Raw genomic sequence first — 26,095 nt, 5'->3', positions numbered from 1 at the left:
CTAGCTGAATAACTGACGATGGTCGGAAACCCACTCGGCAAAGCTGGTCGCCGGGTGGCCGGTGATCTTCTCGACGTCGTGGGTAACCAGCGCCGGCTTATCGACGGTCTCGGCGAGCATCGCGATGTAGGCGTCGGCGAAATCGGCGCCCAAACCGATGTCGATGAACCGCTGACGCACGACCTCTGGCGGTGCTTCGACGTAACGCAACGGTCGACCGAGCGCGCCGGCGATGACGTCGACCATCTCGGCGTTAGTCAGTGCCTGCGGCCCCGTGAGCGGAATGCGTTGGCCGACAAGCTCATCGGTCAGTAGCGCGCGGGCGGCCACCGCGGCGATGTCGGCCTCGACGATCGGCGCGCTCGAAGCCGCGGCATACGGTCCACCCACCACGTCACCGGCCCGAATCTGCGCCGACCACATACCGACGAAGTTGGTCGCGAACACCGTCGGCCGCAGGCTGACCCACGCCAGGCCGGACTCGACGCACAGCTGCTCGACCTCCTTGTTGCGATCACCCCGCGCGCGCGAGGGCTGCCGCGCGACGTCGTCGTCGGCGTTGATCGCCGACAATGCGACCAGCTTGGTCACTCCGCTACGCCGGGCCGCGGCAACCACGTTGGCGAGATCATCGCCGAGGGCGCGCGAGTTGAGGAACACCGCCGATGCGCCGGGCAGCGCGTCGACCGCTGCGCTCACTGCCTCGACGCCTGCGGGGAACGCAGCGGTACCCGGTGTGCGTGTGATCGCGCGTACCCGCGCGCCCGCGGCGGCGAGCAGCGATACGAGCGGGCGTCCGACATTGCCGGTCGCCCCGGTCACAACAATCGTCATTACAGCCTCCTGGTCGGTGTGCTTTTCATCAAGGACGGGACCGGAGGTGGGAAAGTTACGGCGAAGCTGTGTAACTTTTCCTTCCACCAGATCGTCGTGAACACATGAGCGGCTCCACCGGAGACATCGCCGAGGCGTGGCGGCACCATCGCCCATACCTGGTCAACCTGGCCTACCAGATGCTCGGCGACATCGGTGATGCGGAAGATGTTGCGCAAGAGGCGTTTCTGCGGCTATCCCGAACCGACGTCAACACCATCGACGACGTGCGCGCCTGGCTGACCGTGGTCGCCGGCAGGCTGTGTCTGGACCAGGCCCGATCGGCCCGTGCGCGCTACGAGCGCCCGGGCGACATCGAGGCGGCGGCGGATGCGGTGAACCAGCCCGTCCGGCTCGACCCCGCCGACCGGGTCACCCTGGACGACGAGGTCCGTACGGCGCTGCTCGAGGTGCTGCGCCGCCTCAGTCCGGGGGAGCGGGTCTCGTTCGTTCTGCACGACGTTTTCGGGGTGCCCTTCGACGCGATCGCCGAGACCGTCGGACGCCCCGCCGGAACCTGCCGCCAACTGGCTCGGCGAGCACGCGCGAAATTCGCGCTGACACAACCGAAACCGGGTGAGGTAACGGCGGCCGAGCACCAGCTGGTCACCGAGAAGTTCATCACCGCGTGCGCGAACGGCGACCTGCAGGCACTGGTCGCGGTGCTGGACCCGACGGTGTGGGGCGTCGGCACCGTGCTGGCGGATCCCGCGCTGCCTCCGCAGATCAACCACGGGCCCCACGATGTCGCGGTCAACCTGCTGCGCTACCTGGGTCCTGGCGCGACGGTGGTGAGCGGCCCGGCCGGCCAGCCCGTGTTGCTGGCATTCGCCGAGCGGCGCCTGTTCGCGGTCGTCGTGCTGACGATCGGCGAGCACTTGGTGACGAAGATCGAAGCCACCGCGGACCCGTCGGCCAGGGTCTAGCGGGGTTCCCTTGGTCCGTCCGGTCGGTTCGCGAAGAACCCCGCGACCGTCGCGGCGATCTCCAAGAATTTGCGCCGCGTCTTGCGCGCGAGTTCGCTCTGCACGTCGATGACGCCGCCGGGACGCAGGTGCGGGTCGAAGGGCACCTCCACCACCTTCTGGCCGCGTTCGAGGAACTGGTTGGCCAGTGCTGACCGGTGGCGCTTGTCGGAGTGACCGTCGGAATCGTTGAGCACCACCACGGTGCGGCGGAGTAGCCCGGTGCGGCCGCGGGCTGCCAGCCACTCCATCGTCTGTGCGGCGGCCCCGGCGCCGTCGGCCCACGGCGACGAGACCACGATGAGCGCGTCGAGGTCGCTCAGGGCTTCCTGGGTGACCGGTGCGTCCATCGTCGAACCGCAGTCGATGATCGCGATGGTGAAGTGCCGATCCAGCCGGGAGGTGGCTTCGCGGTACAGCGCGGGATCAAGCACCCGCCGCGGCCCGGCGGTCGGTTCGCCGGCCAGCACGTACAGCCCCGCCGAGTTGCTGCCGACCCGCGTGCTGACGTCGGCGAACGACCGCAGATTCTTGTCCGAGGCGATCTCCCAGTACGACCCGTTGGTGCGCGGGTCGATCCGGCTGCCCAGTCGGCCGAACGCGGTATCGGCGTCGATCGCGACCACGCGGTCCTGGCGTCGCAGTTCGGCGAAGATCGAGCCGACACTGGCGGCGACGGTGGTCTTGCCGACCCCGCCTTTGCCCAGCACTCCGACCTTGTAGTTGCCCCGCAGGGTCGAGGCGATCGCGGCCTCGTAGGCGGCGTCCTGCCGCTCACCGGCCGACGGTCCGAGGTTGACTAGCCCGAAGGTGGCCTTGAATACGATCCGCTGCCAGCCGTACCTGGGACCCGGCCCGCGGGGTGCGCGCTCGGCTGCCGAGAAATCGAGGTTGTTCCACGACGGTGCCGGCGGCGGGGGAGCCGGCCGTGGCGGTGGTGCCTGGCGCGGGTCGCCGGCGGGCGGCCGCGGCGGCAGTTGCTGCGCAGGAAGGGGCGGTGGTTGCGCAGGCGGACGGTCAAGACCCGGCGGAGGCAGGGGGCGTTGACGATCCCTCAGGAAGTCGTCGGGCTCGGTCATGCGGTCACGCGACCCGGGAAGATGTCGATCAGCTGGCGCACATCCGGCTCGGCCAAGCTCATGGATGCATCGTAAAGCCGTCGGTGATGGGCCTGCCACGAGCGCCTGCCCAGCAGGTCACGGGCACGCCGACGGCGCAAAGCCGAAAAAGTTCGGGCAACTTTCCCGCGTGCAGGCGCAGGCCGGCGAATACGGGCGACGCGGTGCCGTGACGACATGAAACGCCAGGTGAGCGCCATCGCGGCGGGATGGGTCTCCGCGCGCAAGCTTCAGCGACCGATATCACAGCAAACGGCTGCGCGCGGACGTCGCAGCGTGGGACTGCGGACGAGCGTATAGACGAGGGTCGGGAGGCCGCGAAACGTATTGCGGCACAGCACCACTGGCCGCGCGGCCCTGTGGATGACGTCACACCGGCGCGCGACCGCCGACGGAAGGGCTAAGATGGTCCAAGTTGGCATGTCAGGCGGGTTTTGTCATATCGTTTTACGACTTGTCGAAAACCGGTAACCGGGCCACCGTTCAGCGCCGTACGGATACTCCCAACCGGGGTCGTCGTTATCCGACGAGCAGCACCTTGGCAAGACCGTAGGGGCCTAACCCTCAGCCTTTTAGGGCGCGGCATCCGACGGCAACGTTTCGTAATGCTGCGGCAGCAATTGGTGAAGGAGCAGGTGCGAATGGCGCCCAACCGCTCGGGCTCCCAGGGGCTCTACAACCCCGCATTCGAGCATGACGCGTGCGGGGTGGCCATGGTCGTGGACATGCACGGCCGGCGCAGCCGCGACATTGTCGACAAGGCGATCACCGCGCTGGTCAACCTCGAGCACCGCGGTGCCCAGGGAGCGGAGCCGAACAGCGGCGACGGTGCCGGAATTCTGATCCAGATCCCCGACGACTTCTTCCGTGAGGTTGTCGACTTCGAGCTGCCCGAAGCCGGCAGCTACGCCACCGGCATCGCGTTTCTGCCGCAGTCGGCGAAGGATGCCGCCGCCGCGGCCGCTTCGGTCGAGAAGATCGTCGAAGCCGAGGGCCTGCAGGTACTCGGCTGGCGCAACGTGCCCACCGACGAGTCTTCGCTGGGCGCGCTGGCCCGCGACGCCATGCCCACCTTCCGGCAGATCTTCATCGCCGGTGCCGACGGCATGCAGCTGGAGCGGCGCGCCTACGTCGTCCGCAAGCGTGCCGAGCACGAGCTGGGCACCAAGGGCCCCGGTCAGGACGGGCCGGGCCGTGAAACCGTGTACTTCCCAAGCCTTTCCGGTCAGACCTTTGTCTACAAGGGCATGCTGACCACGCCGCAGCTCAAGGCGTTCTACCTCGACCTGCAGGACCAGCGCCTGACCAGCGCGCTGGGCATCGTGCACTCGCGGTTCTCCACCAACACCTTCCCGTCGTGGCCGCTGGCCCACCCGTTCCGGCGGATCGCGCACAACGGCGAGATCAACACCGTCACCGGCAACGAGAACTGGATGCGGGCCCGCGAGGCGCTGATCGACACCGACGTGTTCGGTTCCCGCGACGACGTCGACAAGCTGTTCCCGATCTGTACCCCAGGCGCCTCGGACACCGCCCGCTTCGACGAGGCGCTCGAGCTGCTGCACCTGGGCGGGCGCAGCCTGCCGCACGCGGTGCTGATGATGATTCCCGAAGCGTGGGAGCGGCATCCGTCGATGGACCCGGCGCGACGGGCGTTCTACGCCTACCACGCCTCGCTGATGGAGCCGTGGGACGGACCGGCCTCGATGACCTTCACCGACGGCACCGTCGTCGGCGCGGTGCTGGACCGCAACGGTCTGCGCCCGTCACGGATCTGGGTGACCGACGACGGTCTGGTCGTGATGGCCTCCGAGGCCGGCGTGCTCGACATCGACCCGGCCAAGGTGGTGCGCCGGATGCGGCTGCAACCGGGCCGGATGTTCCTGGTGAACATGACCGAGGGCCGCATCGTCTCCGACGAGGAGATCAAGGCCGAGCTGGCCGCCGAACACCCGTACCAAGAATGGCTCGACAAGGGTTTGATTCCGCTGGCCGAGCTGCCGCAAGGCAACTACGAGCGGATGCTGGAGCACCGAATCGTGTTGCGCCAGTTGGTGTTCGGCTATACCTACGAGGAACTCAACATGCTGGTCGCGCCGATGGCGCGGACCGGCGCCGAGCCGATCGGCTCGATGGGGACCGACACCCCGGTCGCCGTGCTTTCGCAGCGCCCGCGGATGCTTTACGACTACTTCCAGCAGTTGTTCGCCCAGGTGACCAACCCGCCGCTGGACGCCATCCGCGAAGAGGTGGTGACCTCCATCGAGGGCACCGTCGGCCCCGAAGGCGACCTGCTCAACCCGACCCCCGACTCCTGCCGACAGATTCACCTGCCGCAGCCGATCCTGCGCAACCACGAGTTGGCCAAGCTGATCAACCTCGACCCCGAGGTGGAAGTCAACGGTCGTCGGCACGGGTTGCGCTCCAAGGTGATCCGCTGTCTGTACCCGGTCGCCGAGAATGGCGCCGGGCTCAAGGCGGCCCTGGACGATGTGCGGGCACAGACGTCGGCGGCGATCGCCGACGGTGCGCGGATCATCATTCTCTCCGACCGGGAGTCCGACGAGAAGCTGGCGCCCATCCCGTCGCTGCTGTCGGTGTCCGCGGTGCACCACCACTTGGTCCGCGAACGCAGCCGTACCAAGGTCGGGCTGGTCGTCGAAACCGGTGACGCCCGCGAGGTGCACCACATGGCCGCGCTGATCGGCTTCGGCGCCGCGGCGATCAACCCGTACATGGCCTTCGAGTCAATCGAGTTGATGCTCGATCGCGGCGATCTGGCCGGCCTCGACCGCGAGAAGGCGCTGAACAACTACATCAAGGCCGCCGGCAAGGGCGTGCTGAAGGTGATGTCCAAGATGGGCATTTCGACGCTGGCCTCCTACACGGGCGCGCAGCTGTTCCAGGCTGTCGGTGTCGACCAGGGCGTGCTCGGCGAATATTTCACCGGATTGTCTTGCCCGACCGGCGGAATCAATCTGTCCGACATCGCCGCCGACGTCGCGAGCCGGCATACCCTGGCCTTCCTGGACCGCCCGGACGAGCGCGCGCACCGCGAACTCGAGGTGGGCGGGGAATACCAGTGGCGCCGCGAGGGCGAGTACCACCTGTTCAATCCGGACACGGTGTTCAAGCTGCAGCACTCCACGCGCACCGGCCAGTACAAGATCTTCAAGGAATACAGCGAGCTGGTCGACAACCAGAGTGAGCGAATGGCGTCGCTGCGTGGCCTGTTGAAGTTCCGCGACGGAGTCCGCCCGCCGGTGCCGCTCGACGAGGTCGAGCCGGCCAGCGAGATCGTCAAACGCTTCTCGACCGGTGCGATGAGCTACGGCTCGATCTCCGCCGAGGCGCACGAGACGCTGGCGATCGCGATGAACCGGCTCGGTGGCCGCTCCAACTCCGGTGAAGGAGGCGAGAGCGTCACCCGCTTCGATCGGGAAGCCAACGGTGATTGGCGCCGCAGCGCGATCAAGCAGGTCGCGTCGGCCCGCTTCGGTGTCACCTCGCACTATCTGAGCAACTGCTCCGACATCCAGATCAAGATGGCGCAGGGCGCGAAACCCGGTGAGGGCGGCCAGCTTCCGGCCGGCAAGGTCTACCCATGGATCGCCGAGGTGCGGCACTCCACGCCGGGTGTGGGCCTGATCTCCCCGCCGCCGCACCACGACATCTATTCGATCGAGGACCTGGCGCAGCTGATCCACGATCTCAAGAACGCCAACCCGCAGGCGCGGATTCACGTGAAACTGGTGTCGGAGAACGGCGTCGGCACCGTCGCGGCGGGCGTGTCCAAGGCGCACGCCGACGTGGTGCTGATCTCCGGTCACGACGGTGGTACCGGCGCCACGCCGCTGACGTCGATGAAGCACGCCGGCGCGCCGTGGGAGCTCGGCCTGGCCGAGACCCAGCAGACGTTGCTACTCAACGGGTTACGCGACCGGATCGTGGTTCAGGTCGACGGCCAGCTCAAGACCGGTCGCGACGTGATGGTCGCCGCCCTGCTCGGAGCCGAGGAATTCGGCTTTGCCACCGCGCCGCTGGTGGTGTCGGGCTGCATCATGATGCGGGTCTGCCACCTGGACACCTGCCCCGTCGGTGTGGCCACCCAGAACCCCGTCCTACGTCAGCGGTTCGCCGGCAAGCCGGAATTCGTCGAGAACTTCTTCCTGTTCATCGCCGAAGAGGTACGCGAGTACCTGGCCCAGCTGGGTTTCCGTACCCTCAACGAGGCGGTCGGCCAGGTCGGCTCGCTGGACACCACGCTGGCCCGGGCGCACTGGAAGGCGCACAAGCTGGACCTCTCTCCGGTGCTGCACGAGCCCGAGTCGGCGTTCATGAACCAGGATCTGTACAACAGCTCCAAGCAGGACCACGGCCTGGACAAAGCGCTGGACCAGCAGCTGATCGTGATGAGTCGCGAGGCCTTGGACTCCCAGAAGCCGGTCAAGTTCTCCACCACGATCGCCAACGTCAACCGCACGGTGGGCACCATGCTCGGCCACGAGGTTACGAAAGCCTATGGCGGGCAAGGCCTGCCGGACGGCACCATCGACATCACCTTAGAAGGCTCGGCGGGCAACAGCTTCGGCGCTTTCCTCCCCAGCGGCATCACGCTTCGGGTGTACGGCGACGCCAACGACTACGTCGGCAAGGGCCTGTCGGGGGGACGCGTCGTGGTCCGGCCTCCGCAGAACGCACCCGCCGACTATGTCGCCGAAGACAACATCATCGGCGGCAACGTGATCCTCTTCGGCGCCACCAGCGGCCAGGCCTTCCTGCGCGGTGCGGTCGGCGAGCGTTTCGCGGTGCGCAACTCCGGCGCACACGCTGTGGTCGAAGGCGTCGGCGACCACGGTTGCGAGTACATGACCGGCGGCAAAGTGGCGATCCTGGGCAGCACCGGCCGTAACTTCGCGGCCGGCATGTCCGGCGGTATCGCCTACGTCTACGACCCAGAGGACGCGTTGCAAGCCAACCTCAACACCGAAATGGTCGAGCTCGAAGGGCTCGACTCCGACGACCTGGAGTGGTTGCACGGGATGCTGCAGGCGCATCTCGACGCGACCGATTCCGCAGTGGCCCAGCGCATCCTGGCCGACTGGGACGCTCAGCAGAAGTGCTTCGCCAAGGTGATGCCGCGCGACTACAAGCGGGTGCTCGAGGCGATCGCCGAAGCTGAGCGCACCGGCGCAGATCCCGACGAGGCGATCATGGCGGCCGCCAGTGCCTGATCCCAGGGGTTTCCTCAAGTACACCCACCGCGAGACGCCCAAGCGTCGCCCGGTGGACCTGCGCCTCCAAGACTGGAACGAGGTCTACGAAGACTTCCCGCACTCCAACCTGCAGATCCAGGCGAGCCGATGCATGGATTGCGGAATTCCCTTCTGCCACAACGGTTGCCCGCTGGGCAACCTGATTCCGGAGTGGAATGACCTGGTCCGCACCGACCGGTGGCGCGAGGCCATCGAGCGGCTGCATGCCACCAACAACTTTCCTGAGTTCACCGGTCGACTGTGTCCGGCGCCGTGTGAATCGTCCTGTGTGCTGGGCATCAACCAGGACGCCGTGACGATCAAGCAGATCGAAGTCGAGATCATCGACAACGCCTTCGACGAGGGCTGGGTGGTTCCATTGCCGCCCGACGAGCACACCGGCAAAAAGGTGGCCGTCGTGGGATCCGGGCCGGCCGGCCTGGCCGCCGCGCAGCAGCTGACCCGGGCCGGGCACTCGGTGACGGTGTTCGAGCGTGCCGACAAGATCGGGGGCCTGCTGCGATACGGCATCCCCGAGTTCAAGATGGAAAAACGGCACCTGGACCGTCGCCTCGACCAGATGCGCGCCGAAGGAACCGAATTCCGCTCCGGCGTCGACGTCGGCGTCGACATCACCCCCGATGAACTGAAGTCGGAGTTCGACGCGGTGGTGTTGGCCAACGGCGCGACCGCCTGGCGTGACCTGCCGATCCCCGGCCGCGAGCTGGACGGCATCCATCAGGCGATGGAGTACCTGCCGTGGGGAAACCGTTACGCCTCAGGCGAGTTGGCCGAGCCGCCGATCACCGCCCAAGGCAAGAAGGTCGTCATCATCGGTGGTGGCGACACCGGCGCCGACTGCCTGGGCACCGCCCACCGTCAGCACGCCGAGAGCATTCACCAGTTCGAGATCATGCCGCGGCCGCCGGAGACCCGCGCGCCGTCCACGCCGTGGCCGACCTACGCGATGATGTTCCGCGTCTCGTCGGCGCACGAAGAGGGCGGTGAGCGCGTGTTCTCGGTCAACACCGAGGAATTCGTCGGCAAAGACGGGCACGTCACCGCGCTGAAGGTGCACGAGGTCACGATGCAGGACGGCAAATTCGTCAAGACCGAGGGCACGGACTTCGAACTCGAAGCGGATCTGGTGTTGCTGGCCATGGGATTCGTTGGCCCGGAGCAAAAAGGTCTGCTGACCGACCTCGGCGTCGAGCTCACCGATCGCGGCAACGTCGCGCGGGGCAGCAACTTCGAGACGTCGGTGCCGGGCGTATTCGTTGCCGGCGACGCTGGTCGCGGCCAGTCGCTGATCGTCTGGGCTATCGCTGAGGGCCGGGCCGCCGCGGCGGCTGTCGATCGGTTCCTGATGGGCGAGACCGCGCTGCCGGCCCCGATTGTTCCCACTGCCGCGCCGCAACGTTAGTCACATTCGTCACAAGCGCAACATTTGATAAATCGCGCGGCGCGTCCTACACTGTTTGCCAGCTAATGGGTGTCTAATAGTTCGATATGGGCGCCGCGGGGTGTGGAGCCTGGTTGAGCTAATCGACCGCAGGAGTAAGCAGCGTGTACATGAACCCGATGACCCGCTCCCGGGTTAGCCGAATCGCCTGGTCATGGTTCCGCCACCCGGTAAAGAGCCGCGAATTTCCCGCCAAGCACGAGCGCTTGGTGACTGCCGACGAGTTGCTTCGCTTCGGCGTCTGACAGTTCGTCTACGGGTTCGGCGGTAACGGCGGGCGTTTGCTAACCGTCACCGAATCGTGACCTTTCGCTCGACCTCCCCTCAGGACGGGATGTAGACCGTCTGGTTGGAAAAGACGGCGTTCGGGTCGCCGATCCGGTTTGCGGCCGCCACCACGGCTATCCGGGTAGGGAGATCGCCGTCGCCGTACTCTTCCCGGCAAAGGGAAGCGAGGGTGTCGCCGGCGATATGGCGTCGGCGGTTCAATCCCGGCTGGGTGAGCACCTGACCCGGGGCCAAGGCGCTACCCGACGGCAGGTTGTTGGCGAGCGCGATGATCTCCGCGAGGTGGTCGTCGCCGTACCAGCGCGCCGCAAGACCTTCGAGGGTCTCGTCGGCCACGACGGTGTGGTGGCCGACATCGACGAGATCAGGAATGTGCAGCCACGCACCCTCGTGAATCTCGCGCTGGGCAACCCCATTGACGATCTCCCAGATCAACTCCACGTTGCTGTCTGTGGTGTTGTAGTAATGCTCCGTGAGCTCCTTGCGAGCCACGTTGGAATCGAGCGTGGCGAACCGGTGCCGAAAAGTCACGTAGGGGATCAGCAACTGTTGACCGAGCTGAATCACGTCGGGATCGGGGAGATGGTTCTGGGCCGCGATGACCGTGTAGAGATCACCATCTCCGTATTCGCGTTGAGCGATACCGAACAGGGTGTCGCCTTGTTGCACTGCATAGGTTTTCATGGCTGGGGTCCTGACTTCGCGAACGTATCTGGCACGCCCATCGTGTGCCCGCGATCGGGTCGGCACACGAGTAGTCCGCTACTCGAAATCAGGCTGGCGCGATTACGTCAGCAAGCCGGAGTCCCGAATCGCCTCGGCCAGCGGCTCCAGCACGTCCGGCGTATGTGGCGGCGGCAGGTAGACGATGCCCAGGTCCAGACCCTCGGCTGCCAGCGCCGCGGCGGTGTCGATGACCTGCGAGTGGTTCAGGTCGGGCTCAAGGCGCAGATGCGCTGACGTCATGATCTCCTTCGGGTCGCGTCCGATATCGGCGCAGTGCGACGCCAGCACCTCCCGCTTGTGCTTGAACACATCCGGCGGTCCGCCGACGAAGTTCCAGTGCTGGGCGTACTGAGCGGTGATCCGCAGGGTGCGCTTCTCGCCGCTGCCGCCGATGCAGATGGGTGGATGAGGGCGCTGCGGTCCCTTCGGCTCGTTGCGGGCGTCCTTGAGCTGGTAGAACTTTCCGTCGAAGCTGGTCGTCTCCTGGCTGAGCAGGCTGGTCAGCACCGCACACGCCTCCTCGAAGCGGTCGAAGCGCTCCTTGATGCTGCCCAGCTCGATGCCGTAGGCACCGGATTCTTCTTCGTTCCAGCCGGCACCGATGCCCAGCTCCAGCCGGCCGTTGGAGATGATGTCAAGTGCGGCAGCCATATTCGCCAGGACAGCGGGGTGTCGGTAGTGAATCCCGGTGACCAGGGTGCCCAGCCGCAGCCGGTTGGTCGCTTGCGCCAGCGCGGTGAGCGTCGTCCAGCCTTCCAGGCACGGCCCGGTACTGTCGCTGAAAATCGGGTAGAAGTGGTCAAACGTCCATCCGGATTCGTAGACGTCGATGTCGTCGGCGGCCTGCCAGACGGCCAGCATGTCTGCCCAGGTGGTGTCTTGAGGTGAGGTCTTGAACGCGAATCGCATTAATCCAACGGTAGTCCAGGCCGGCCAAGAGTGCCCGCGCCGATACGCCGACATCGCCGCGTTGCCCTTCGATTTCAGGATTACGCTGCTGGCGGCCGGGCTGATTTTTCTGCTGGCCTTGGTGCTCGGCGTCTGGAAGTACCGTCAGGTGATGGCGTCCGAGCAGCATCGCGCTCACCCCTATGTCGACATCGCCCACCGCGCCGCGCTGCTCTATTCGTTCGCGACCTTGCTGGTCGCCGTATTCGTCCAGCTCAGCGCATGGCCGGCGTGGGTCAATCTCACCGCGGCGATGATCCTGGTGTTCTTCTTCGTCGCCGCGATCCTGAGCTACATCGCCCATGGGTGGAAGCAGGACACCGACAATCAATTCGCCAATCCCGACCGGGCGCTGCGGGTGGGGATGGCGGCACTGGTCGCCGGCGAAGTCGGCGGCTTCAGTGTCCTGCTGGCCGGCTTCATCGCCGGTCAGTTCTAGCGGGCCTGAACGACCTCCGCATCGCCGCGCTCTGCATCGTCGTCGGCGGGCACACTGGTGACATGGACCCGGTAGCCGCTCTGCGTCAGATCGCCTACTACAAGGACCGCGCCCGCGAGGACTCGCGGCGGGTGATGGCCTACCGCAACGCCGCCGACATCGTCGAAAAGCTTGATGACGACGAGCGGGAGCGGCACGGTCAGGCCAACAGCTGGCAGACATTACCGGGGATTGGGCCGAAGACCGCCAAGGTGATCGCCCAAGCCTGGGCGGGCCGTGAGCCGGATGCCCTTGTCGAATTGCGTTCGAGCGCCGTGGATCTCGGCGGTGGAGAAATCCGCGCGGCCTTGCGGGGCGACCTGCACCTGCATTCGAACTGGTCGGACGGCTCGGCCAACATCGACGAAATGATGGCCGCCGCGCTGGCGCTGGGCCACGAATACTGCGCGTTGACCGACCACTCGCCGCGGCTGACCATCGCCAACGGGCTGTCCCCGGAGCGACTGCGCAAGCAACTGGACGTCATCGACGGGCTACGAGATCGATTCTCTCCCATGCGAATTCTTACTGGCATCGAAGTCGACATCCTCGATGATGGCAGCCTCGACCAGGAACCGGAGTTGTTGGAGCGACTCGACATCGTCGTGGCCAGCGTGCACTCCAAGCTGTCGATGGACGCCGAAGCGATGACCCGGCGGATGGTCCGCGCCGTCCGCAATCCGCACACCGACGTGCTCGGCCATTGCACGGGGCGACTGGTCTCGGGCAATCGCGGCATCCGCAAAGAATCGTCGTTCGACGCCGAGGCGGTGTTCACCGCCTGTCGTGACCACGGCACGGCCGTCGAAATCAATTCCCGGCCCGAGCGCCGTGACCCGCCCACCCGGTTGCTCAACCTGGCACTGGAGATCGGGTGCGATTTCAGCATCGACACCGATGCCCATGCGCCGGGACAGCTCGACTTCCTCGGCTACGGAGCCCAGCGTGCGCTGGATGCCGATGTGCCAGTGGACCGTATCGTCAACACCTGGCCGGTCGACAAGCTGCTGCAGTGGACGACGTCCTAAGTCGGAGCCGGCCGTGCTAAGCACAGTGTGTGCATGCCGAACCACCGCTGTTGCTCGCGCTGGACCTCACGGGAACCTTCGTATTCGGGCTCAACGGTGCGCTGACAGCGGTGCGGGCCGCCAGGCTGGATGTGGTCGGCGTCGTGTCGTTGGGGATGATCACCGCGTTGGGGGGCGGGGTTATTCGCTAAGGTTGAGCAATCAAACGGTTGCCACGGCGATAACGGGACGTGGTAGCCGACCTATCTGACGACGCCGAGGTCGACCTGTGCGGCGAGTTCGAAGGTTCGCGGGCTCGGTTGATTCTCCTGAGCGATGAGCTTGCCGAATTTGGCGACAAGGTCCGGTGGCAGTCGATCCTCGTCGTCGAGGATTTTGATGAGATCGAGGATATGCCCGTGTACCTCGTTGTCGTATTTCGTCCATTCGATCATGATCCGATAGACCTCGTGCGAGGCGAATAGGTTGGCGGCGTTGTTCACTCGCGGAACTTCGTCCCACGTCTTGAAATATGCATCCAGCTTTTGATGCAGTTGATCAGAGACCGATGGGTCGTCCTCATACACCTTCATGAGTCCCCATAGCAGCAGCGCTTGGTCGTGAAGTGTTTGTTGGGTGTCGAGAAAGTCAAGGTAGACGGTTTTTCTTTGCTCTCTGCTGAATTGGATGCGTGCCCGTTCCGTCTCGGCGGCCGCCTGGTTGGCTGAGGCCTTGTAGGAAAGCTGCGCCGCCCAGATTCCAACGGTCGCAGTGGCGGCGACCCCGACCGCTGCGATCGCGGAACTCACGACCGCCACCCAGAATTCGCTGGACCGCGGTTTCTTGGGTTCCGGCGGCCCGTCCGCTGGTTCACTGGCCTGCTCGGACGTCTCGGAAGGTTCAGGAGCAGGCGGCGGAGGCTTCGGATCGCCGGGAGCCTCCGGCGGCCCACCGTCTGCCTGCGGCGTCTCATCGCTCATAAGGCGAAAGCGTGGCATATGCGGGCACGTTCGGCAGTTATTCAGTCGGGCAGGTGCGGCATCTCCAGGCCGGCGTCACGACCTACCAGCACGCCGCGGGTCAGCGCCGCCTTGCCGTAACGGCGACGCACCTGGTCGACCGCGGCGTCGACGAGAGCGGGCTCGGCCCGCGTGCTGAACGGCAGGCTCAGTTGCTCGGCGCCGGCGCGGTCAATCTCGGAGATCGCAAACCCGACCAGCGTCAGCCCGCGTTCGGCGATCAGTGGCGCCGCGGCGGTCACCAGTTGCCGCGCCGCTTCGAGGAGGGCCTGCGTCGAGGAGGTGGCCCACGGCAGCGTGTGCGACCGGGTGGCTCGGCCAAAATCGTTGAACCGCAACCGCAAGGTGACTGTCCGGCCGGTCCGCCCGGCGGCGCGCATCCGGCTGGAGATCCGATCGATCAAACCGATCACCACCGCGTCGACCTCGGCCGGTGACATCGTGTTGCCGGCGCGGCCGAGTGCCCGCTGAGCACCGACAGAACGGCGGCGAACGCCGGTGGTCACCCGACGGCGGTCGATGTTGCGCGACAGCGCGTAGAGCTGGCGACCCATGGCCGAGCCGACCATCGACGCCAGCATCGACTCGCTGAGCTCGGCCACGTCGGCCACGGTCTCGACGCCATGCGACCGCAGCTTGTCGGCAGTCACCGCGCCAACGCCCCACAACCGGCGCACCGGCAGCGGATGCAGGAATGCGAGCTCGCGGCCAGGTGGAACCAGCAGCAGCCCGTCCGGTTTAGCTTCCTGGCTGGCGACCTTGGCGAGGAACTTGGTCCGCGCGATGCCCACGGTGATCGGCAGTCCGACCCGCTCCCGCACGTCGCTACGCAGCCGGGCGGCGATCTGTACCGGCGTACCAGAAACCCGCCGCAGTCCGCTGACGTCGATGAACGCCTCGTCCACCGATAAGGCCTCCACCAACGGGGAGGTGTCGCGGAATACCTCGAATACCGCGTCGCTGGCCTGGCTGTATGCCGACATCCGCGGCGGGACTACGACGGCGTGCGGGCACAATCGGCGGGCGTGGGCGCCGCCCATCGCGGTGCGCACGCCGTAGGCCTTGGCCTCGTAGCTGGCTGCCAGCACCACGCCGCCGCCGACGATCACGGGCCGGTCGCGCAACGAGGGGTCGTCGCGCTGTTCGACGGAGGCATAGAACGAGTCGAGGTCCGCGTGCAGGATCGCAGCCTCACCACCCGATGCTGACACGAACATATGTTCGCACGCCGGGCCGACGGAAGTCGTTTAGACCGGTTCGCCGTAGATGCTGGTCACCCAGATATGGGCGAGAGTGTCCACGACACGGTCATGATCTACCGCCGGGCGCTCGTCTGACAGCGCCGCCATCATCGCGCGCTCGTTCATCTGATTGAGCGAGGTAGCCAGGTCCGCTGCCGGGATGGTCTCCGGCGCGGCGCCGCGTGCCCGCTCGGCGACGATCAGAGCTGCGGTCTGATCGATCCACTTCTGCATGAAGCCCGACCAGACCGCACGAACCTCGGCGCTATGAGATACCGCCTCCGCACCCGCCCGGGCGACCGCGCGGTGTGAGTCGAAGGCCACGAAGAAGGCCTTGATACCCGCGCGCCACACTCGCCGCGGATCCGCGGGGAGGCGCTGCGCCGCGCCGTTGTACTCGGCGTCCGCGCGGGTGATCAGCGGCTCGAGCAGCGAGAGCAGCACGTCCTCTTTGGATTTGAAATAGAAGTAGAACGTCGGCCGGGATAAGCCCGCTCCCCTGGCCAGGTCGTCCACCGAAATATCGGCGAAGCTGCGCTCCTCCAGCAGGCGCTCCGCGGTGGCGAGAATCGCGAGCTCTCGGTCGTCGCCCGATGGGCGCGCCGAGCGTCGACCCCGGGAAGATCGGTTTGAGCTGACGGTCGCCACCCGCGCTACTTTACATGCTGTCGATACTTTCGACAGGGTGTTGACTCATTCGACATGGCGTTGATAGCGTGACGCCCATGACTGAACATCTCGACGTTGTGATCGTCGGCGCCGGCATCTCCGGCATCAGCGCGGCCTGGCATCTGCAGGACCGCTGCCCAACCAAGAGCTACGCCATCCTCGAGCGCCGCGACGACCTGGGCGGCACTTGGGACCTGTTCAAATACCCCGGGATTCGGTCCGACTCGGACATGTTCACGCTCGGCTTCCGGTTCAAGCCGTGGGAGTCCACGACCTCGATCGCCGACGGCGCGTCGATCAAGGCCTACATCAAGGAAGCCGCCACCGAGAACGGCATCGACAAGAACATTCGCTACCGCCACCGGGTGCTGGCCGCCGAGTGGTCCGACGCGCAGAACCAGTGGACCCTGACCGTCGACAACGACGGCCAGAAAGAAGAACTCACCTGTTCTTTCCTGTTCGCGTGCAGCGGTTACTACAACTACGACGAGGGCTACCTGCCGAAGTTCGAGGGCTACGACGACTTCGAGGGCACCATCATTCACCCGCAGCACTGGCCGGAGGACCTGGACTACGCGGGCAAGAAGATCGTCGTGATCGGCTCGGGCGCCACCTCGATCACGCTGATCCCGTCGCTGGTCAAGACGGGCGCCGGGCACGTGACGATGCTGCAGCGCTCGCCGAGCTACATCGGATCGCTGCCGTTGAACGACCCGTTCGCCGAGCAGGCCAAGAAGCTGCTGCCCAAACGATTGGCCAACGTCGCCACCCGGTGGAGGTGGATCGCGTTCAGCACCTTCCAATACCAGTTCTCTCGCAAGTTCCCCAAGCAGATGCGCAAGACGCTGCTGACCATGGCCAAGCGGCGGCTGCCGGAGGGCTACGACGTCGAAAAGCACTTCGGCCCGAGCTACAACCCGTGGGACCAGCGGCTGTGCCTGGCACCGAACGGGGACCTCTTCAAGACCATCCGCAAGGGCCAGGCCGACGTCGTCACCGACACCATCGACCGGTTCACCAAGACCGGGATCAAACTGGGTTCGGGCAAGGAGATCGACGCGGACATCATCATCACCGCAACCGGTTTGAACCTGCAGCTGTTCGGCGGCGCCGAGATCCGGCGCAACGGCGAGCAGGTTGAACTCAACCAGCTGATGGCCTACAAGGGCATGATGCTGACCGGCATGCCGAACATGGCGTTCACCATCGGCTACACCAATGCGTCCTGGACGCTGAAAGCCGACCTGGTGTCCGAGTTCGTCTGCCGCGTCCTCAATTACATGGACGAGAACGGCTACGAGACCGTGGTGCCGCAACACCCGGGCAACTCGGTCGACGAGCGTCCGCTGATGGACTTCACCCCCGGCTACGTGCTGCGGGCGTTGGACTACCTGCCTAAGGGCGGCTCGGTACCGCCGTGGTGTCTCAAGCAGAACTACTTCTTGGACCTGCAGCTGATCCGGCGCGGCAAGGTCGACGACGAAGCTCTGCAGTTCGCGAAGAAGCCTGCTGCACTGACCGTTTAGTTCGCCTCCGCCGCAGCGACGATGACGATCCCGTCATCGTCGCTGTAGGCGATGTCACCCGGAACGAAATCCACTCCACCGAGGCTGATCGTCACGTCGCGCTCACCGGCGCCGGTCTTGCCGCTTTTGCGGGGGTTGGTGCCCAGCGCCTTGATGCCGAGGTCGAGACCGCGCAGGGCCGCGGCGTCGCGCACCGCGCCGCTGACGATGAGCCCCGCCCAACCGTTGGAGCGGGCCAGCTCAGCGATCACGTCGCCCACCAGCGCCGTATGCAGCGAGCCGCCGCCGTCGATCACCAGCACCCCGCCGTCGCCGGCCTCCGAGAGCACCGACTTCAGCAGCGCGTTGTCCTGATGGCAACGGACCGTGCGGATGGGTCCGGCGAACTCAGCGCGCCCGCCGAACTGGCGAAACTGGACGTCGCAGCTTCGCACGTTAGGCCCGATGTCATCGACCAGGTCGGCCGTGGGACGGAAATTCACAGTCACCGATGGAATGCTAGTCATCCTCGCGACGCAGCTGGCGCACCAGCAGGATCGCCAAGACGCTGATCGCGATGGCGACCGCAAACGGTACGGGGGAGCGGCCCGCAGTCTCTGGTGCGCGGTGCGCCGGCAGCGGGTTGCTGGCCGCTTCGACTGTCGACTTTGCTTGTGCGGCAACATCTTTAGCGGCGGCAGCGAGTTGGCCGTTAGATTCCGGCGTGGGAGGCGCGATCTTCTTCGCGGTAGCTTTTTTGGCCGGCGCCTTCTTGGCCGGGGCCTTCTTTGCGGGCACCTTTTTGGCAGCGGCTTTCTTCGCCGCCTTCGCCGGTGCAGCCTTCTTCGCGACTTTCTTGGCGGGAGCCTTTTTGACCGGTTTACCCGTCGCGTCGGTGGGTGGTTCGGGTGTGTTCAAGGGTGGTTCCGGCGCGGGGTCGGGCGCGTCGTGCGGGCGATCCTGCGGGTCGGCCATCCGGGAAGCTCCTTTGCCATTCTCGTCGGTCTCGAATCCATCATGCCAGCGGCCTGGCGGCCGATGGACGGTGCTGGTCAAGGCTTATTTCGCAGCGCCCAGAGTGCACCACCGCCGACCAGGATCACCGCGCCGAGGACGAACGGCCAGATCGGGAGGTCGTCGGCTGAGTCGCGAGGGGCCTGCGCCGACGGTCCGGGAGTGCCGGTTCCTGGCACCGTCAACCGGAATGACCAGGATCCGGCGACGACGTGGCCGTCGGCTGAGGTCACCCGGTAGTTGACCGTGTAGTTGCCGACTGGGCCCAGCGGGCGCACGCCGACACTGACCGACGTCCCGTGCACCTGCGGATCGCCTGTCGTCCACAGGTTGCCGTCCGGCCCGACAACGGTCATTGCGGCGAAGGTCGTCTGCAGGTCCTCGTTGAAGGTCGCGCTGACCCGCACCGGCCCGGCGGCGACTGTTGCGTTGGCGGCCGGCTCGGCCGACACGCGAGCAGCGTGAGCGCTGGCCGGCCCGGCGGACAGCGTCGTCGTGAACACGGCCGCGGATAGGAGCAGCAACACTGCAACCAAGTGAGCCCGAAGGCTCACGGCCGCCGCACGACCAACGCGAGGCCGACGCCGAGCGCGCCGACGAGCAGGGCCGCACCGGCGAGGATCCGGCTGGTGGTGTCCACGACCTTTCGCGGCTGGGGTTCCGCCGGGTTGGCACTGGCAGTGGGCGCGGCCGAGGTGGTCGGGGCCGTCTGTTGAGCAGACTTCGATGCCGAGCCAGCGGACAGCGCCAGCGTCGGGGCGGGATGTTCCGGCTCAGCACCGCCCGGGGTGGCTGCCTGGTCCCACTTCACTTCGGTGTTGTCGGCGTAGGTCTGGGTCGCGGGGAAGCTGACCGAGTCGGCCTCGGGCAGCTTTGCGGTGATCCGGAAGACGTCGAACTGGTCGACCGGGATGCCAGCGTTTGGTGCGGCGGTCCACGTCACCGAGCGAACTTTGTCGCCGTCGCGGTCGATCTTGGCGTCCCATCCGGGCTTGGTCTCGGTCCGCACGGCGCTGACGTTTGACAGGTCAATGGTCACCGTCGTGGTCGGCGAACCCGTCGTGGACTCGTTGGGCACCTGGAAGCTAACCGTCGCGTAGCCACCTCGCGACGCGTCGTCGCTGCTGGCCTGGACATGGGCTGACGCCGCAGCGGCCGGGCCGAGGCAGAGCATCGCGGCCACGGACGTTCCGATCAGGCTGCGGCGAATGATCCTGCGAGAAGAAGGCATTGGGGTTGCGCTCCTGTCTTCAGAGGGTCCGGTTCTCAGGTCAATCCGAGGCGTGCCATCAGGTCGGCGTCGATCTCGTCGAGCTGGCGCGTGATCGCGGCGTGGGCGCCGCGGCGGCGGGCTGCCGGCATGTTTTCCGCGGCGGTGACGGCGGCCGCCAAGTCGGAGAGTCGTTCGGAGATCGCGGCCACGAACTGGCCGGTTTCAGGATCCTTGGGCTTGTTCTGCTGGATGGATCGCAGCGACTGCTCGGCGCCGGCGATGCGCGCCGAGAGCCGTCCACCGCTTCCAGAGAATCGGCCGATCTGGGCCAGCGGCACTCCGAGCTGGTCGGCGCGGCGCTGATCGATCAGCCCCCGCGCCGCGGTGGCGATGCGGTAGGCCACCGGCACCAGAACCGGGGCGAGCAGGCGTGACACCGTCAGCAACCGGCGGACGCGCGTCGGCGACAGCAGCGCTCCTTCGCGGACCGCCTTCAGATTGGCTTCGGCGACTTTAAGGGCGGTCTGGTCGCTCTCACGCTGGGACTTCAACCGCTCGCGTAGCGCCTTGGTTTCGGCTCGCTGCGCTGCTTTGAAGCGACGAACGTCGTTTTTTGCGGCCAGCTTGGCCTCGAGCTTGGCTTTGGCCTTGATAGCGCGGGCCTCGGCGCGGCGGGTTGCGCGGGTTTTTCGCTTGCCGAACAGCCCCATTCGCGCACTACCTCCCCGGAATCTCATCGGCTATCGCGGTGCCGGTGCGGCATCGATGGGCCAACCCTAACCGTGCCGGTTGGGCCGATCGCGGTCAGGCGTCCAGGTGCTCCTTGCGACGAAGCTCTTCGACATGGTGAACGACGTCTTCCCGTGACTCCGGTGACAGCTCGCTGGCACCCATGGCGATCCGACGGACACCCTCGTCTCGCATCACCAGCAACCACGACAGCTCCTTATCGAGCTTCTCGTAGTACTCGTCGTCGGTGAAATACGCGGGTTTGATTCGGAAGAAATTAGCCAGGGCCGCCATCGTGGTGGACGACGGGTTGGTGCGGTTGCCAGAACGTAGCTGCGAGAGGTACGGAGCCGACATCGTGACTCCCTCTGCTTTCAGCGCCGCGATCACTTCGGCCGAGGTATGCGGGCCCCGTCCCGGCGGGTAAACCGTGTCGAACAGCCGGTTCAGTCGGGCGGAAAACGTCGTGCTCATCGATAAGACCTCCACCAAGTTAGGTAGATCGTATAACTGCTCGAAAGTATTTGCTGATCATCGTAGCCAGGGTTAACGCCGCAACCAAGTACGAAACCTCGATTAAATTGACGGCGTTGGTAATTATGGTCGCGGCTAGCGCGCTTCTCAGCGCGTGAAGCCGTTGTCCAGCAGATACACATGAAGTTTTAAGGAAACTGTGTGAGCTTTCATCGTTTTGAGGACTATTGGATCGACGCTAGCCACGGGCGGACTTCATTGTGGCTACCGCCGCGAACCGTTCGGTCGCCTCGAACGACATTTGCTGCAGTAAGTGAATGAGCAGGCAGTGAACCCGCATTCACCAATCTCGGCCCGCTTGATGCTATGCGGATGTCGGACAAATAGTCCAGATATTTGGTAGAAAAGGTCGAGACGCCAGAAAACTCGTTCTTTTGCCTTTATTTCGGTTTCCGGATAGCGGAATGCCTATGCGGCTAGCAGCATCGCGAGGATTGCTGTGTCGGGGTGACTGATGGGATCGACACCCACCCGGCTGACCATCGAGGTGATGGTCCCGTCGGCTTCCGCTTCGACCCACGCCGCGCGGTGTTCGAGACCCAGATGTGGCAAACCCGGCAAAAGTACGCAACCCGATGCCGCGCCGTTGCACTCGGGAAGCGACGGCGTCGTCTCTGACGGCGGATGCAGCATCAGCAAGGCGGGCGGTTGGTGATCAGCGAAATAGCCAGGCTGGATCGCGGATTCGCCGACGACCGGACCTTCGGCGAGCACCAAACCGACCGTGCCCGGCATCGGCACCTCCGGCACTTCCTCACGGACGCCGAATACCGTTGTGGTGTCGAGTAATCCCGGCAACGAGGCGACCCGCACAGCGACCATTAACAGCTGCGCCCATTCCTTTGTCGAATCGGGCCAACGGCCCGAAATCACAAAGCCTTTCAGCGCACCCTGAGAATGGAAAGGGGCCACCTCGACGGCCCGGCCTGAACCACTGTCCATTTCGCCCTCCGCCACACTCGATTCGGGTATCCAGCGATACGCCGGTGGGTCGATCCGCCCAGCATGCGTCAGGGCGGCACCGCTCGCAAGCGGACACGAGCACCTAACGGCGACGAATACGGAGTGCAACATGCCCGAAACGGCATTCAGGGCGCCGCGCACGTAGCGCGGCGCCCTGAATGGGCTCAGATCAGTTGGCGATCAGGTGCTTGGCCTTCGAGGTTGCTTCCGCGTAACGCTTCTGCACCTCTTCCCAGTTCACGACGTTCCAGAACGCCTTGGTGTAGTCGGCCTTCACGTTCTTGTAGTCCAGGTAGAACGCGTGCTCCCACATGTCCAGCAGCAAGACGGGAACGACGCCCAGCGGGAAGTTGGTCTGGTGGTCGTACACCTGGAAGGTCAGCAGTTTGTCGCCGAGGCTGTCGTAGGCCAGCACCGCCCAGCCGGAGCCTTGAATGCCATTGGCCACCGCACTGAACTGCGCGCGGAATTTGTCGAAGGAGCCGAACGCGTCGTCGATCGCGGCCGCCAGATCACCGGTCGGCTTGTCACCACCGTTGGGGGACAGGATCTTCCACCACACGACGTGGTTGACGTGGCCGGCCAGATTGAAGGCGAGGTTCTTCTCGTTGAGCAGGATCGACGAGTGGTCGTCCTTGCTGCGCGCCTCTTCCAACTTGGCGATGGCGTCGTTGGCGCCCTTGACGTAGGTGGCGTGGTGCTTGTCGTGGTGAAGCTCGTTGATCGCACCCGAGATGTGGGGTTCCAGGGCTCCATAGTCCCAGTCCAAATCGGGCAAGGTGTAATCAGACACGAGGTTCCTTCCTGGTGATGATCGATTCCGATCTAACTCTGACGGGCCGCTCGCGGGCGGTTGGCGGCGGGTCGGCTTGTCGTAATCAACCCTGCTCTATCGCCGCGCACGCCGCAAGGACGGTTGCGTCGCGGGGATACCCGGAAGGGGCGGCTCAGAACCAGACGATGACGGCGAGGATCGCCAGTAACACCAGAGCAATCAGGCCGGCGCGCAAACCGGCAAGCAAGTAGGAGCGATTGCACGTCGCGGACGTCCGATACCAGTGCGACGACGAAGTCGCCGACTGCTGCCCAAATGGTTGCGTCGTCATCGGTTGGCTCCGGCCTGCTTGTCCAACTGCTCCCCCAGTGAGATGAGTCACAAGTTATCTCGGTGTTCGCGATCATAACCCCTCTTGTACCGCCTGAAAAATTGGGCCGAACACGACGCTCTGACCTGCGGTTTGTTACTGAAGGTGTTGTTTCTCTCGTGCCAAATAAGCGCGGTGCGGACGCCGTGTCCGGGCAGCGACACGCTGCCGCCGGTTGTGACATCCCCCATAGCGGGTGCGTCACGCAAGGCCGTGAGCTCGACTAAGAATTCGCTGAGCACCGTCTCGGCCTGTCGATCACGATCCGGTCACGACCCCAGGTTATCCACAGCGCAAGTCCCGGCGCAGCCGCGTAGTCCTGCCATGATGCGGAAACCGCTCGGCCGCCCGGTTGTGGATAAACCTGTGGAAACTGTGCATAGCCGGTTTTAGCTGGACGCAGGGCCTCGCAGGGGGCGCCTAGGCATGCCAAGATCTTCTGGGTGAGCTCAGAACCGTCGATCGCGCAAACCACCGTTGGTGAACTGCCCGCAGAGTTCGGCCCAAGCGCGGTGTTACTGGACGTACGCGAAGACGACGAGTGGAATCGCGGCCACGCCGCAGATGCGCAGCACATCCCGATGGGTCAGGTGCCGGCTCGCCTCGCGGAGATCGACCGATCGGCGACGCTCTACGTCATCTGCAAAGCAGGTGGCCGCTCCGCGAAAGTGGCCGAATTCCTCGCCCGCGACGGCTTCGAACCGATCAATGTCGACGGTGGAATGCTTGCCTGGGCCGCAGCAGGTCGCCCACTGGTCACCGACGACGGCAGCCCCGGAAGCGTCTGACCCGGCGTCGCGAACCGCGCGGTTAGGCTGGTCCGATGATTCGCGCCGGCGACGATACAGAGCGTTGCGATGAGGAGGAGCGGCGCCCATGATTCGCGCCGGCGACGATACAGAGCGTTGCGATGAGGAGGAGCGGCGCCCATGATTCGCGCCGGCGACGATACAGAGCGTTGCGATGAGGAGGAGCGGCGCCAATGATTCAAGTGTGCTCTCAGTGCGGCACACGCTGGAATGTGCGCGACAGGCAACGTTCTTGGTGCCCGCGCTGCAACGGAACCCTGCTGCCGCCCACCACCGCTCAGCCGTCCGCGCCTCCGAATCCCGCTGCGTGGAACGCCGGCCCGCACACCACGCCGCGGCTGCCGCCGGGCTACCGATGGATCGCAGTGCGCCCCGGCCCGCCGCCCCCGCCGCGTCGCCGTCGCCGTCCGCTCGGTCCGACTCCCCGCTACTACGGCATTCCGCGGTGGGGACTGCAGGACCGCGTCGAGCAGGACAGCGGACCCGGTCGGGCTCGGCGGGCGGCGCCGGCCCCCGAGCGAATCCGTACCGCGTTCTTCGTGGCCGCGGTCGCGTTGGGGACAGCCGCCCTGGTGCATCTGTTGCGTTACCTGCTGCTGGTCATCAACCGCAACACACTGCTGAACTGGTTGGTCGCCGACGCCGTGGCGCTGTTGAGCGTGCTCGCGAGCCTGGCCGCCGTCGCTGCGGTGATGACGGTCGCCTATCAACTGACGCGCTGGCTGATCGCCCGGCGCGCGGCGGCATTCGAGCACGCGGGTGTGCCGGAATCGCGTTCGGGGCGGGCTCTGTGGGCGGGGACGCTGCTGCCGCCCACGGTCGCGATCGTGCTGGCCATAACTTTTGCGGTGGTCGCTGCGACGACGGGCCATTCCGCCAGCTGGGCGTTGATGGCGGCGTGCGTGACCTTCTCCTGCCTACCGCTACTGGCATCGGTCTGGGCGCTGGTTTACGTCATCGAGCTGGCCAGGACCGAGGACCACTATGCCCAGTTCCGGTCGCTGATCTGGAGCTGGTGGCTGATGTGGCTGCTCAGCAGCGTCACCTCGGTGTTCGCGTCGATCACCAGCGGGGCCCAGGATGCCCAGGGCATCGCCAACAACACCGTCGCGATGATCGTTGCGTACGTGATCTCGCTGAGCGCGGTGCTGGTGACGTCGAGGCTGTTCGAAGTGTTCGAGCGCAAGCCGGTGGAGCGGCCGACGCATCGCTGGGTCGTGGTCGCAAACGACGACGCGGGCGCCGCCGCCGCAACGGAATCTGCTGCTGCGGTTGAGCTGCCGGGCGAAGAACCGGCAGCATAGGGATATGACGCATGCCGAGGACGTGGACTCTCGGCACCCCTTCGTCGTCGCGCATCGCGGTGCGTCAGGATCGCGGCCCGAACACACGCTGGCCGCCTACGATCTCGCGCTTCGGGAGGGCGCCGACGGCGTGGAATGTGACGTCCGGCTGACCCGCGACGGACACCTGGTCTGTGTGCACGACCGCAGGCTCGACCGCACCTCCAGCGGTGCCGGCCTGGTCAGCATGATGACGCTGGCGCAGCTGCGCGAGCTGGAATTCGGTGCGTGGCACGGGAGTTGGCAGGCCGACGGAACCCACGGCGACACCGGGCTGCTGACGTTGGACGCGCTGGTCTCGCTCGTGTTGGACTGGAAGCGGCCGGTGAAGATCTTCATCGAGACCAAACATCCCGTCCGCTACGGCGCGCTCGTCGAGAGCAAAGTGCTGGCGCTGCTGCACCGCTTCGGCATCGCCTCGCCAGCATCGGCCGACCGGTCGCGCGCGGTGGTGATGTCGTTCTCCTCCGCGGCGCTGTGGCGCGTCCGCCGATCGGCACCCTTGTTGCCGACGGTATTGCTCGGCCGCAGTCACCGGTATCTGGGCAGCAGCGCGCCCAGCACAATCGGGGCAACCGCGGTTGGCCCGTCGATCGGGACGCTGCGCGAGCACCCCTCACTCGTCGATCGGGCGGCGGCGAAGGGCCGGGCGCTGTACTGCTGGACGGTCGACGACTACGAGGACGTCAACTTCTGCCGCGACATCGGGGTGGCTTGGCTGGCGACCAACCACCCGGGCCGCGCGAAGGCCTGGCTCGAGGGTGGCTTGGCCGGCGCCGACCCGCACTAGC

At 65.8% G+C, this 26,095-nt stretch carries 25 protein-coding genes and 1 pseudogene; 10 read left to right on the top strand and 16 right to left on the bottom strand.

The genetic code is table 11. The features are described from left to right. Entirely contained in the window at positions 1-834 is an 834-nt protein-coding gene (locus MKK62_RS08095) for an NmrA family NAD(P)-binding protein (RefSeq protein ID WP_240261563.1), read from the bottom strand. A 104-nt stretch (positions 835-938) separates the two neighbouring features. On the opposite strand from MKK62_RS08095, the gene sigI reads away from it, so the two are divergent. Next, entirely contained in the window at positions 939-1,799 is an 861-nt protein-coding gene (gene sigI, locus MKK62_RS08090; RefSeq protein ID WP_240261564.1) for an RNA polymerase sigma factor SigI, read from the top strand. Here the strand turns inward: sigI and MKK62_RS08085 are convergent. After that, positions 1,796-2,917, bottom strand: coding sequence for a MinD/ParA family ATP-binding protein (locus tag MKK62_RS08085; RefSeq protein ID WP_240261565.1), 1,122 nt, complete (start codon positions 2,915-2,917; stop codon positions 1,796-1,798). The genes sigI and MKK62_RS08085 overlap by 4 nt on opposite strands. Positions 2,918-3,597: 680 nt before the next feature. Between MKK62_RS08085 and gltB the strand changes: the two genes are divergently transcribed. Together gltB and MKK62_RS08075 are read left to right on the top strand one after the other, a co-directional pair. Continuing rightward, complete coding sequence (gltB, locus tag MKK62_RS08080; protein ID WP_240264243.1) at positions 3,598-8,190, top strand: glutamate synthase large subunit; 4,593 nt, start codon at positions 3,598-3,600, stop codon at positions 8,188-8,190. Beyond that, on the top strand, positions 8,183-9,634 hold the full coding sequence (locus MKK62_RS08075; protein ID WP_240261566.1) for a glutamate synthase subunit beta: 1,452 nt from the start codon (positions 8,183-8,185) through the stop codon (positions 9,632-9,634). Before gltB ends, MKK62_RS08075 begins: the two co-directional genes overlap by 8 nt. Before the next feature lie 363 nt (positions 9,635-9,997). Here the strand turns inward: MKK62_RS08075 and MKK62_RS08070 are convergent, their stop codons facing one another. After that, a complete protein-coding gene (locus tag MKK62_RS08070) occupies positions 9,998-10,645 on the bottom strand; it encodes a LysM peptidoglycan-binding domain-containing protein (RefSeq protein WP_240261567.1) in 648 nt (215 codons plus the stop codon). 102 nt (positions 10,646-10,747) lie between these two features. Beyond that, positions 10,748-11,596, bottom strand: a complete 849-nt coding sequence (locus MKK62_RS08065; RefSeq protein ID WP_240261568.1) for an LLM class F420-dependent oxidoreductase — start codon at positions 11,594-11,596, stop codon at positions 10,748-10,750. 52 nt (positions 11,597-11,648) lie between these two features. Between MKK62_RS08065 and MKK62_RS08060 the strand changes: the two genes are divergently transcribed. The 3 genes and pseudogenes from MKK62_RS08060 to MKK62_RS08050 all read left to right on the top strand — a co-directional run. Continuing rightward, complete coding sequence (locus tag MKK62_RS08060; RefSeq protein WP_240264244.1) at positions 11,649-12,074, top strand: hypothetical protein; 426 nt, start codon at positions 11,649-11,651, stop codon at positions 12,072-12,074. 62 nt (positions 12,075-12,136) lie between these two features. Continuing rightward, positions 12,137-13,141 carry a PHP domain-containing protein gene (locus MKK62_RS08055; RefSeq protein ID WP_240261569.1) on the top strand — a complete coding sequence of 335 codons (1,005 nt, stop codon included), beginning with the start codon at positions 12,137-12,139 and terminating at the stop codon, positions 13,139-13,141. Between the two features lie 29 nt (positions 13,142-13,170). Continuing rightward, positions 13,171-13,329, top strand: a pseudogene (locus tag MKK62_RS08050) (TRIC cation channel family protein); the annotation flags it as partial. Positions 13,330-13,383: 54 nt separating this feature from the next. Here the strand turns inward: MKK62_RS08050 and MKK62_RS08045 are convergent. Genes MKK62_RS08045 through MKK62_RS08035 form a run of 3 tightly spaced genes read right to left on the bottom strand, consistent with a single transcriptional unit; the run spans position 13,384 to position 16,028 of the window. Further along, positions 13,384-14,100: a hypothetical protein gene (locus MKK62_RS08045; RefSeq protein ID WP_240261570.1), complete on the bottom strand. Its 717-nt coding sequence runs from the start codon at positions 14,098-14,100 to the stop codon at positions 13,384-13,386. 41 nt (positions 14,101-14,141) lie between these two features. Continuing rightward, positions 14,142-15,356: a DNA polymerase IV gene (gene dinB, locus MKK62_RS08040; protein ID WP_240261571.1), complete on the bottom strand. Its 1,215-nt coding sequence runs from the start codon at positions 15,354-15,356 to the stop codon at positions 14,142-14,144. 30 nt (positions 15,357-15,386) lie between these two features. Next, positions 15,387-16,028 carry a TetR/AcrR family transcriptional regulator gene (locus tag MKK62_RS08035; RefSeq protein ID WP_240261572.1) on the bottom strand — a complete coding sequence of 214 codons (642 nt, stop codon included), beginning with the start codon at positions 16,026-16,028 and terminating at the stop codon, positions 15,387-15,389. Positions 16,029-16,105: 77 nt separating this feature from the next. Here MKK62_RS08035 and MKK62_RS08030 point away from each other — a divergent pair, with 77 nt between their 5' ends. After that, positions 16,106-17,575 carry a flavin-containing monooxygenase gene (locus tag MKK62_RS08030; protein ID WP_240261573.1) on the top strand — a complete coding sequence of 490 codons (1,470 nt, stop codon included), beginning with the start codon at positions 16,106-16,108 and terminating at the stop codon, positions 17,573-17,575. On the opposite strand, the gene rraA is transcribed toward MKK62_RS08030, so the two are convergent. The 9 genes from rraA to MKK62_RS07985 form a co-directional block, all read right to left on the bottom strand. Further along, complete coding sequence (gene rraA / locus MKK62_RS08025; RefSeq protein WP_240261574.1) at positions 17,572-18,063, bottom strand: ribonuclease E activity regulator RraA; 492 nt, start codon at positions 18,061-18,063, stop codon at positions 17,572-17,574. The genes MKK62_RS08030 and rraA overlap by 4 nt on opposite strands. A 10-nt stretch (positions 18,064-18,073) precedes the next feature. Continuing rightward, a complete protein-coding gene (locus tag MKK62_RS26430) occupies positions 18,074-18,529 on the bottom strand; it encodes an Rv3852 family protein (protein ID WP_286670892.1) in 456 nt (151 codons plus the stop codon). A 77-nt stretch (positions 18,530-18,606) separates the two neighbouring features. Then, complete coding sequence (locus MKK62_RS08015; protein WP_240264245.1) at positions 18,607-19,104, bottom strand: copper resistance CopC family protein; 498 nt, start codon at positions 19,102-19,104, stop codon at positions 18,607-18,609. A gap of 14 nt (positions 19,105-19,118) precedes the next feature. Then, positions 19,119-19,799 carry a YcnI family protein gene (locus MKK62_RS08010; RefSeq protein ID WP_240261575.1) on the bottom strand — a complete coding sequence of 227 codons (681 nt, stop codon included), beginning with the start codon at positions 19,797-19,799 and terminating at the stop codon, positions 19,119-19,121. A 35-nt stretch (positions 19,800-19,834) separates the two neighbouring features. Then, positions 19,835-20,491, bottom strand: coding sequence for a DUF6474 family protein (locus MKK62_RS08005; RefSeq protein WP_240261576.1), 657 nt, complete (start codon positions 20,489-20,491; stop codon positions 19,835-19,837). Between the two features lie 94 nt (positions 20,492-20,585). Continuing rightward, entirely contained in the window at positions 20,586-20,984 is a 399-nt protein-coding gene (locus MKK62_RS08000; protein WP_240261577.1) for a transcriptional regulator, read from the bottom strand. Positions 20,985-21,452: 468 nt separating this feature from the next. Next, on the bottom strand, positions 21,453-21,986 hold the full coding sequence (locus tag MKK62_RS07995) for a peptidase (protein WP_240261578.1): 534 nt from the start codon (positions 21,984-21,986) through the stop codon (positions 21,453-21,455). Positions 21,987-22,176: 190 nt separating this feature from the next. Beyond that, positions 22,177-22,800: a superoxide dismutase gene (locus MKK62_RS07990; RefSeq protein ID WP_240261579.1), complete on the bottom strand. Its 624-nt coding sequence runs from the start codon at positions 22,798-22,800 to the stop codon at positions 22,177-22,179. A 154-nt stretch (positions 22,801-22,954) separates the two neighbouring features. After that, complete coding sequence (locus tag MKK62_RS07985; protein ID WP_240261580.1) at positions 22,955-23,113, bottom strand: hypothetical protein; 159 nt, start codon at positions 23,111-23,113, stop codon at positions 22,955-22,957. Positions 23,114-23,595: 482 nt separating this feature from the next. Here MKK62_RS07985 and MKK62_RS07980 point away from each other — a divergent pair, with 482 nt between their 5' ends. The 3 genes from MKK62_RS07980 to MKK62_RS07970 all read left to right on the top strand — a co-directional run bounded on the left by MKK62_RS07980 (position 23,596) and on the right by MKK62_RS07970 (position 26,094). Beyond that, entirely contained in the window at positions 23,596-23,940 is a 345-nt protein-coding gene (locus MKK62_RS07980) for a rhodanese-like domain-containing protein (protein ID WP_434085039.1), read from the top strand. A 233-nt stretch (positions 23,941-24,173) separates the two neighbouring features. Beyond that, complete coding sequence (locus tag MKK62_RS07975; RefSeq protein WP_434085038.1) at positions 24,174-25,265, top strand: DUF4328 domain-containing protein; 1,092 nt, start codon at positions 24,174-24,176, stop codon at positions 25,263-25,265. A 4-nt stretch (positions 25,266-25,269) separates the two neighbouring features. Continuing rightward, on the top strand, positions 25,270-26,094 hold the full coding sequence (locus tag MKK62_RS07970) for a glycerophosphodiester phosphodiesterase (protein ID WP_240261582.1): 825 nt from the start codon (positions 25,270-25,272) through the stop codon (positions 26,092-26,094). The last annotated feature ends 1 nt before the right edge of the window (position 26,095 follow it).

It is taken from the genome of Mycobacterium paraterrae (assembly GCF_022430545.2).
Taxonomy (GTDB): Bacteria; Actinomycetota; Actinomycetes; order Mycobacteriales; family Mycobacteriaceae; genus Mycobacterium; species Mycobacterium paraterrae.
Note: the sequence above shows the minus strand (reverse complement) of the source record. Positions and strands in the feature narration are given on the sequence as shown.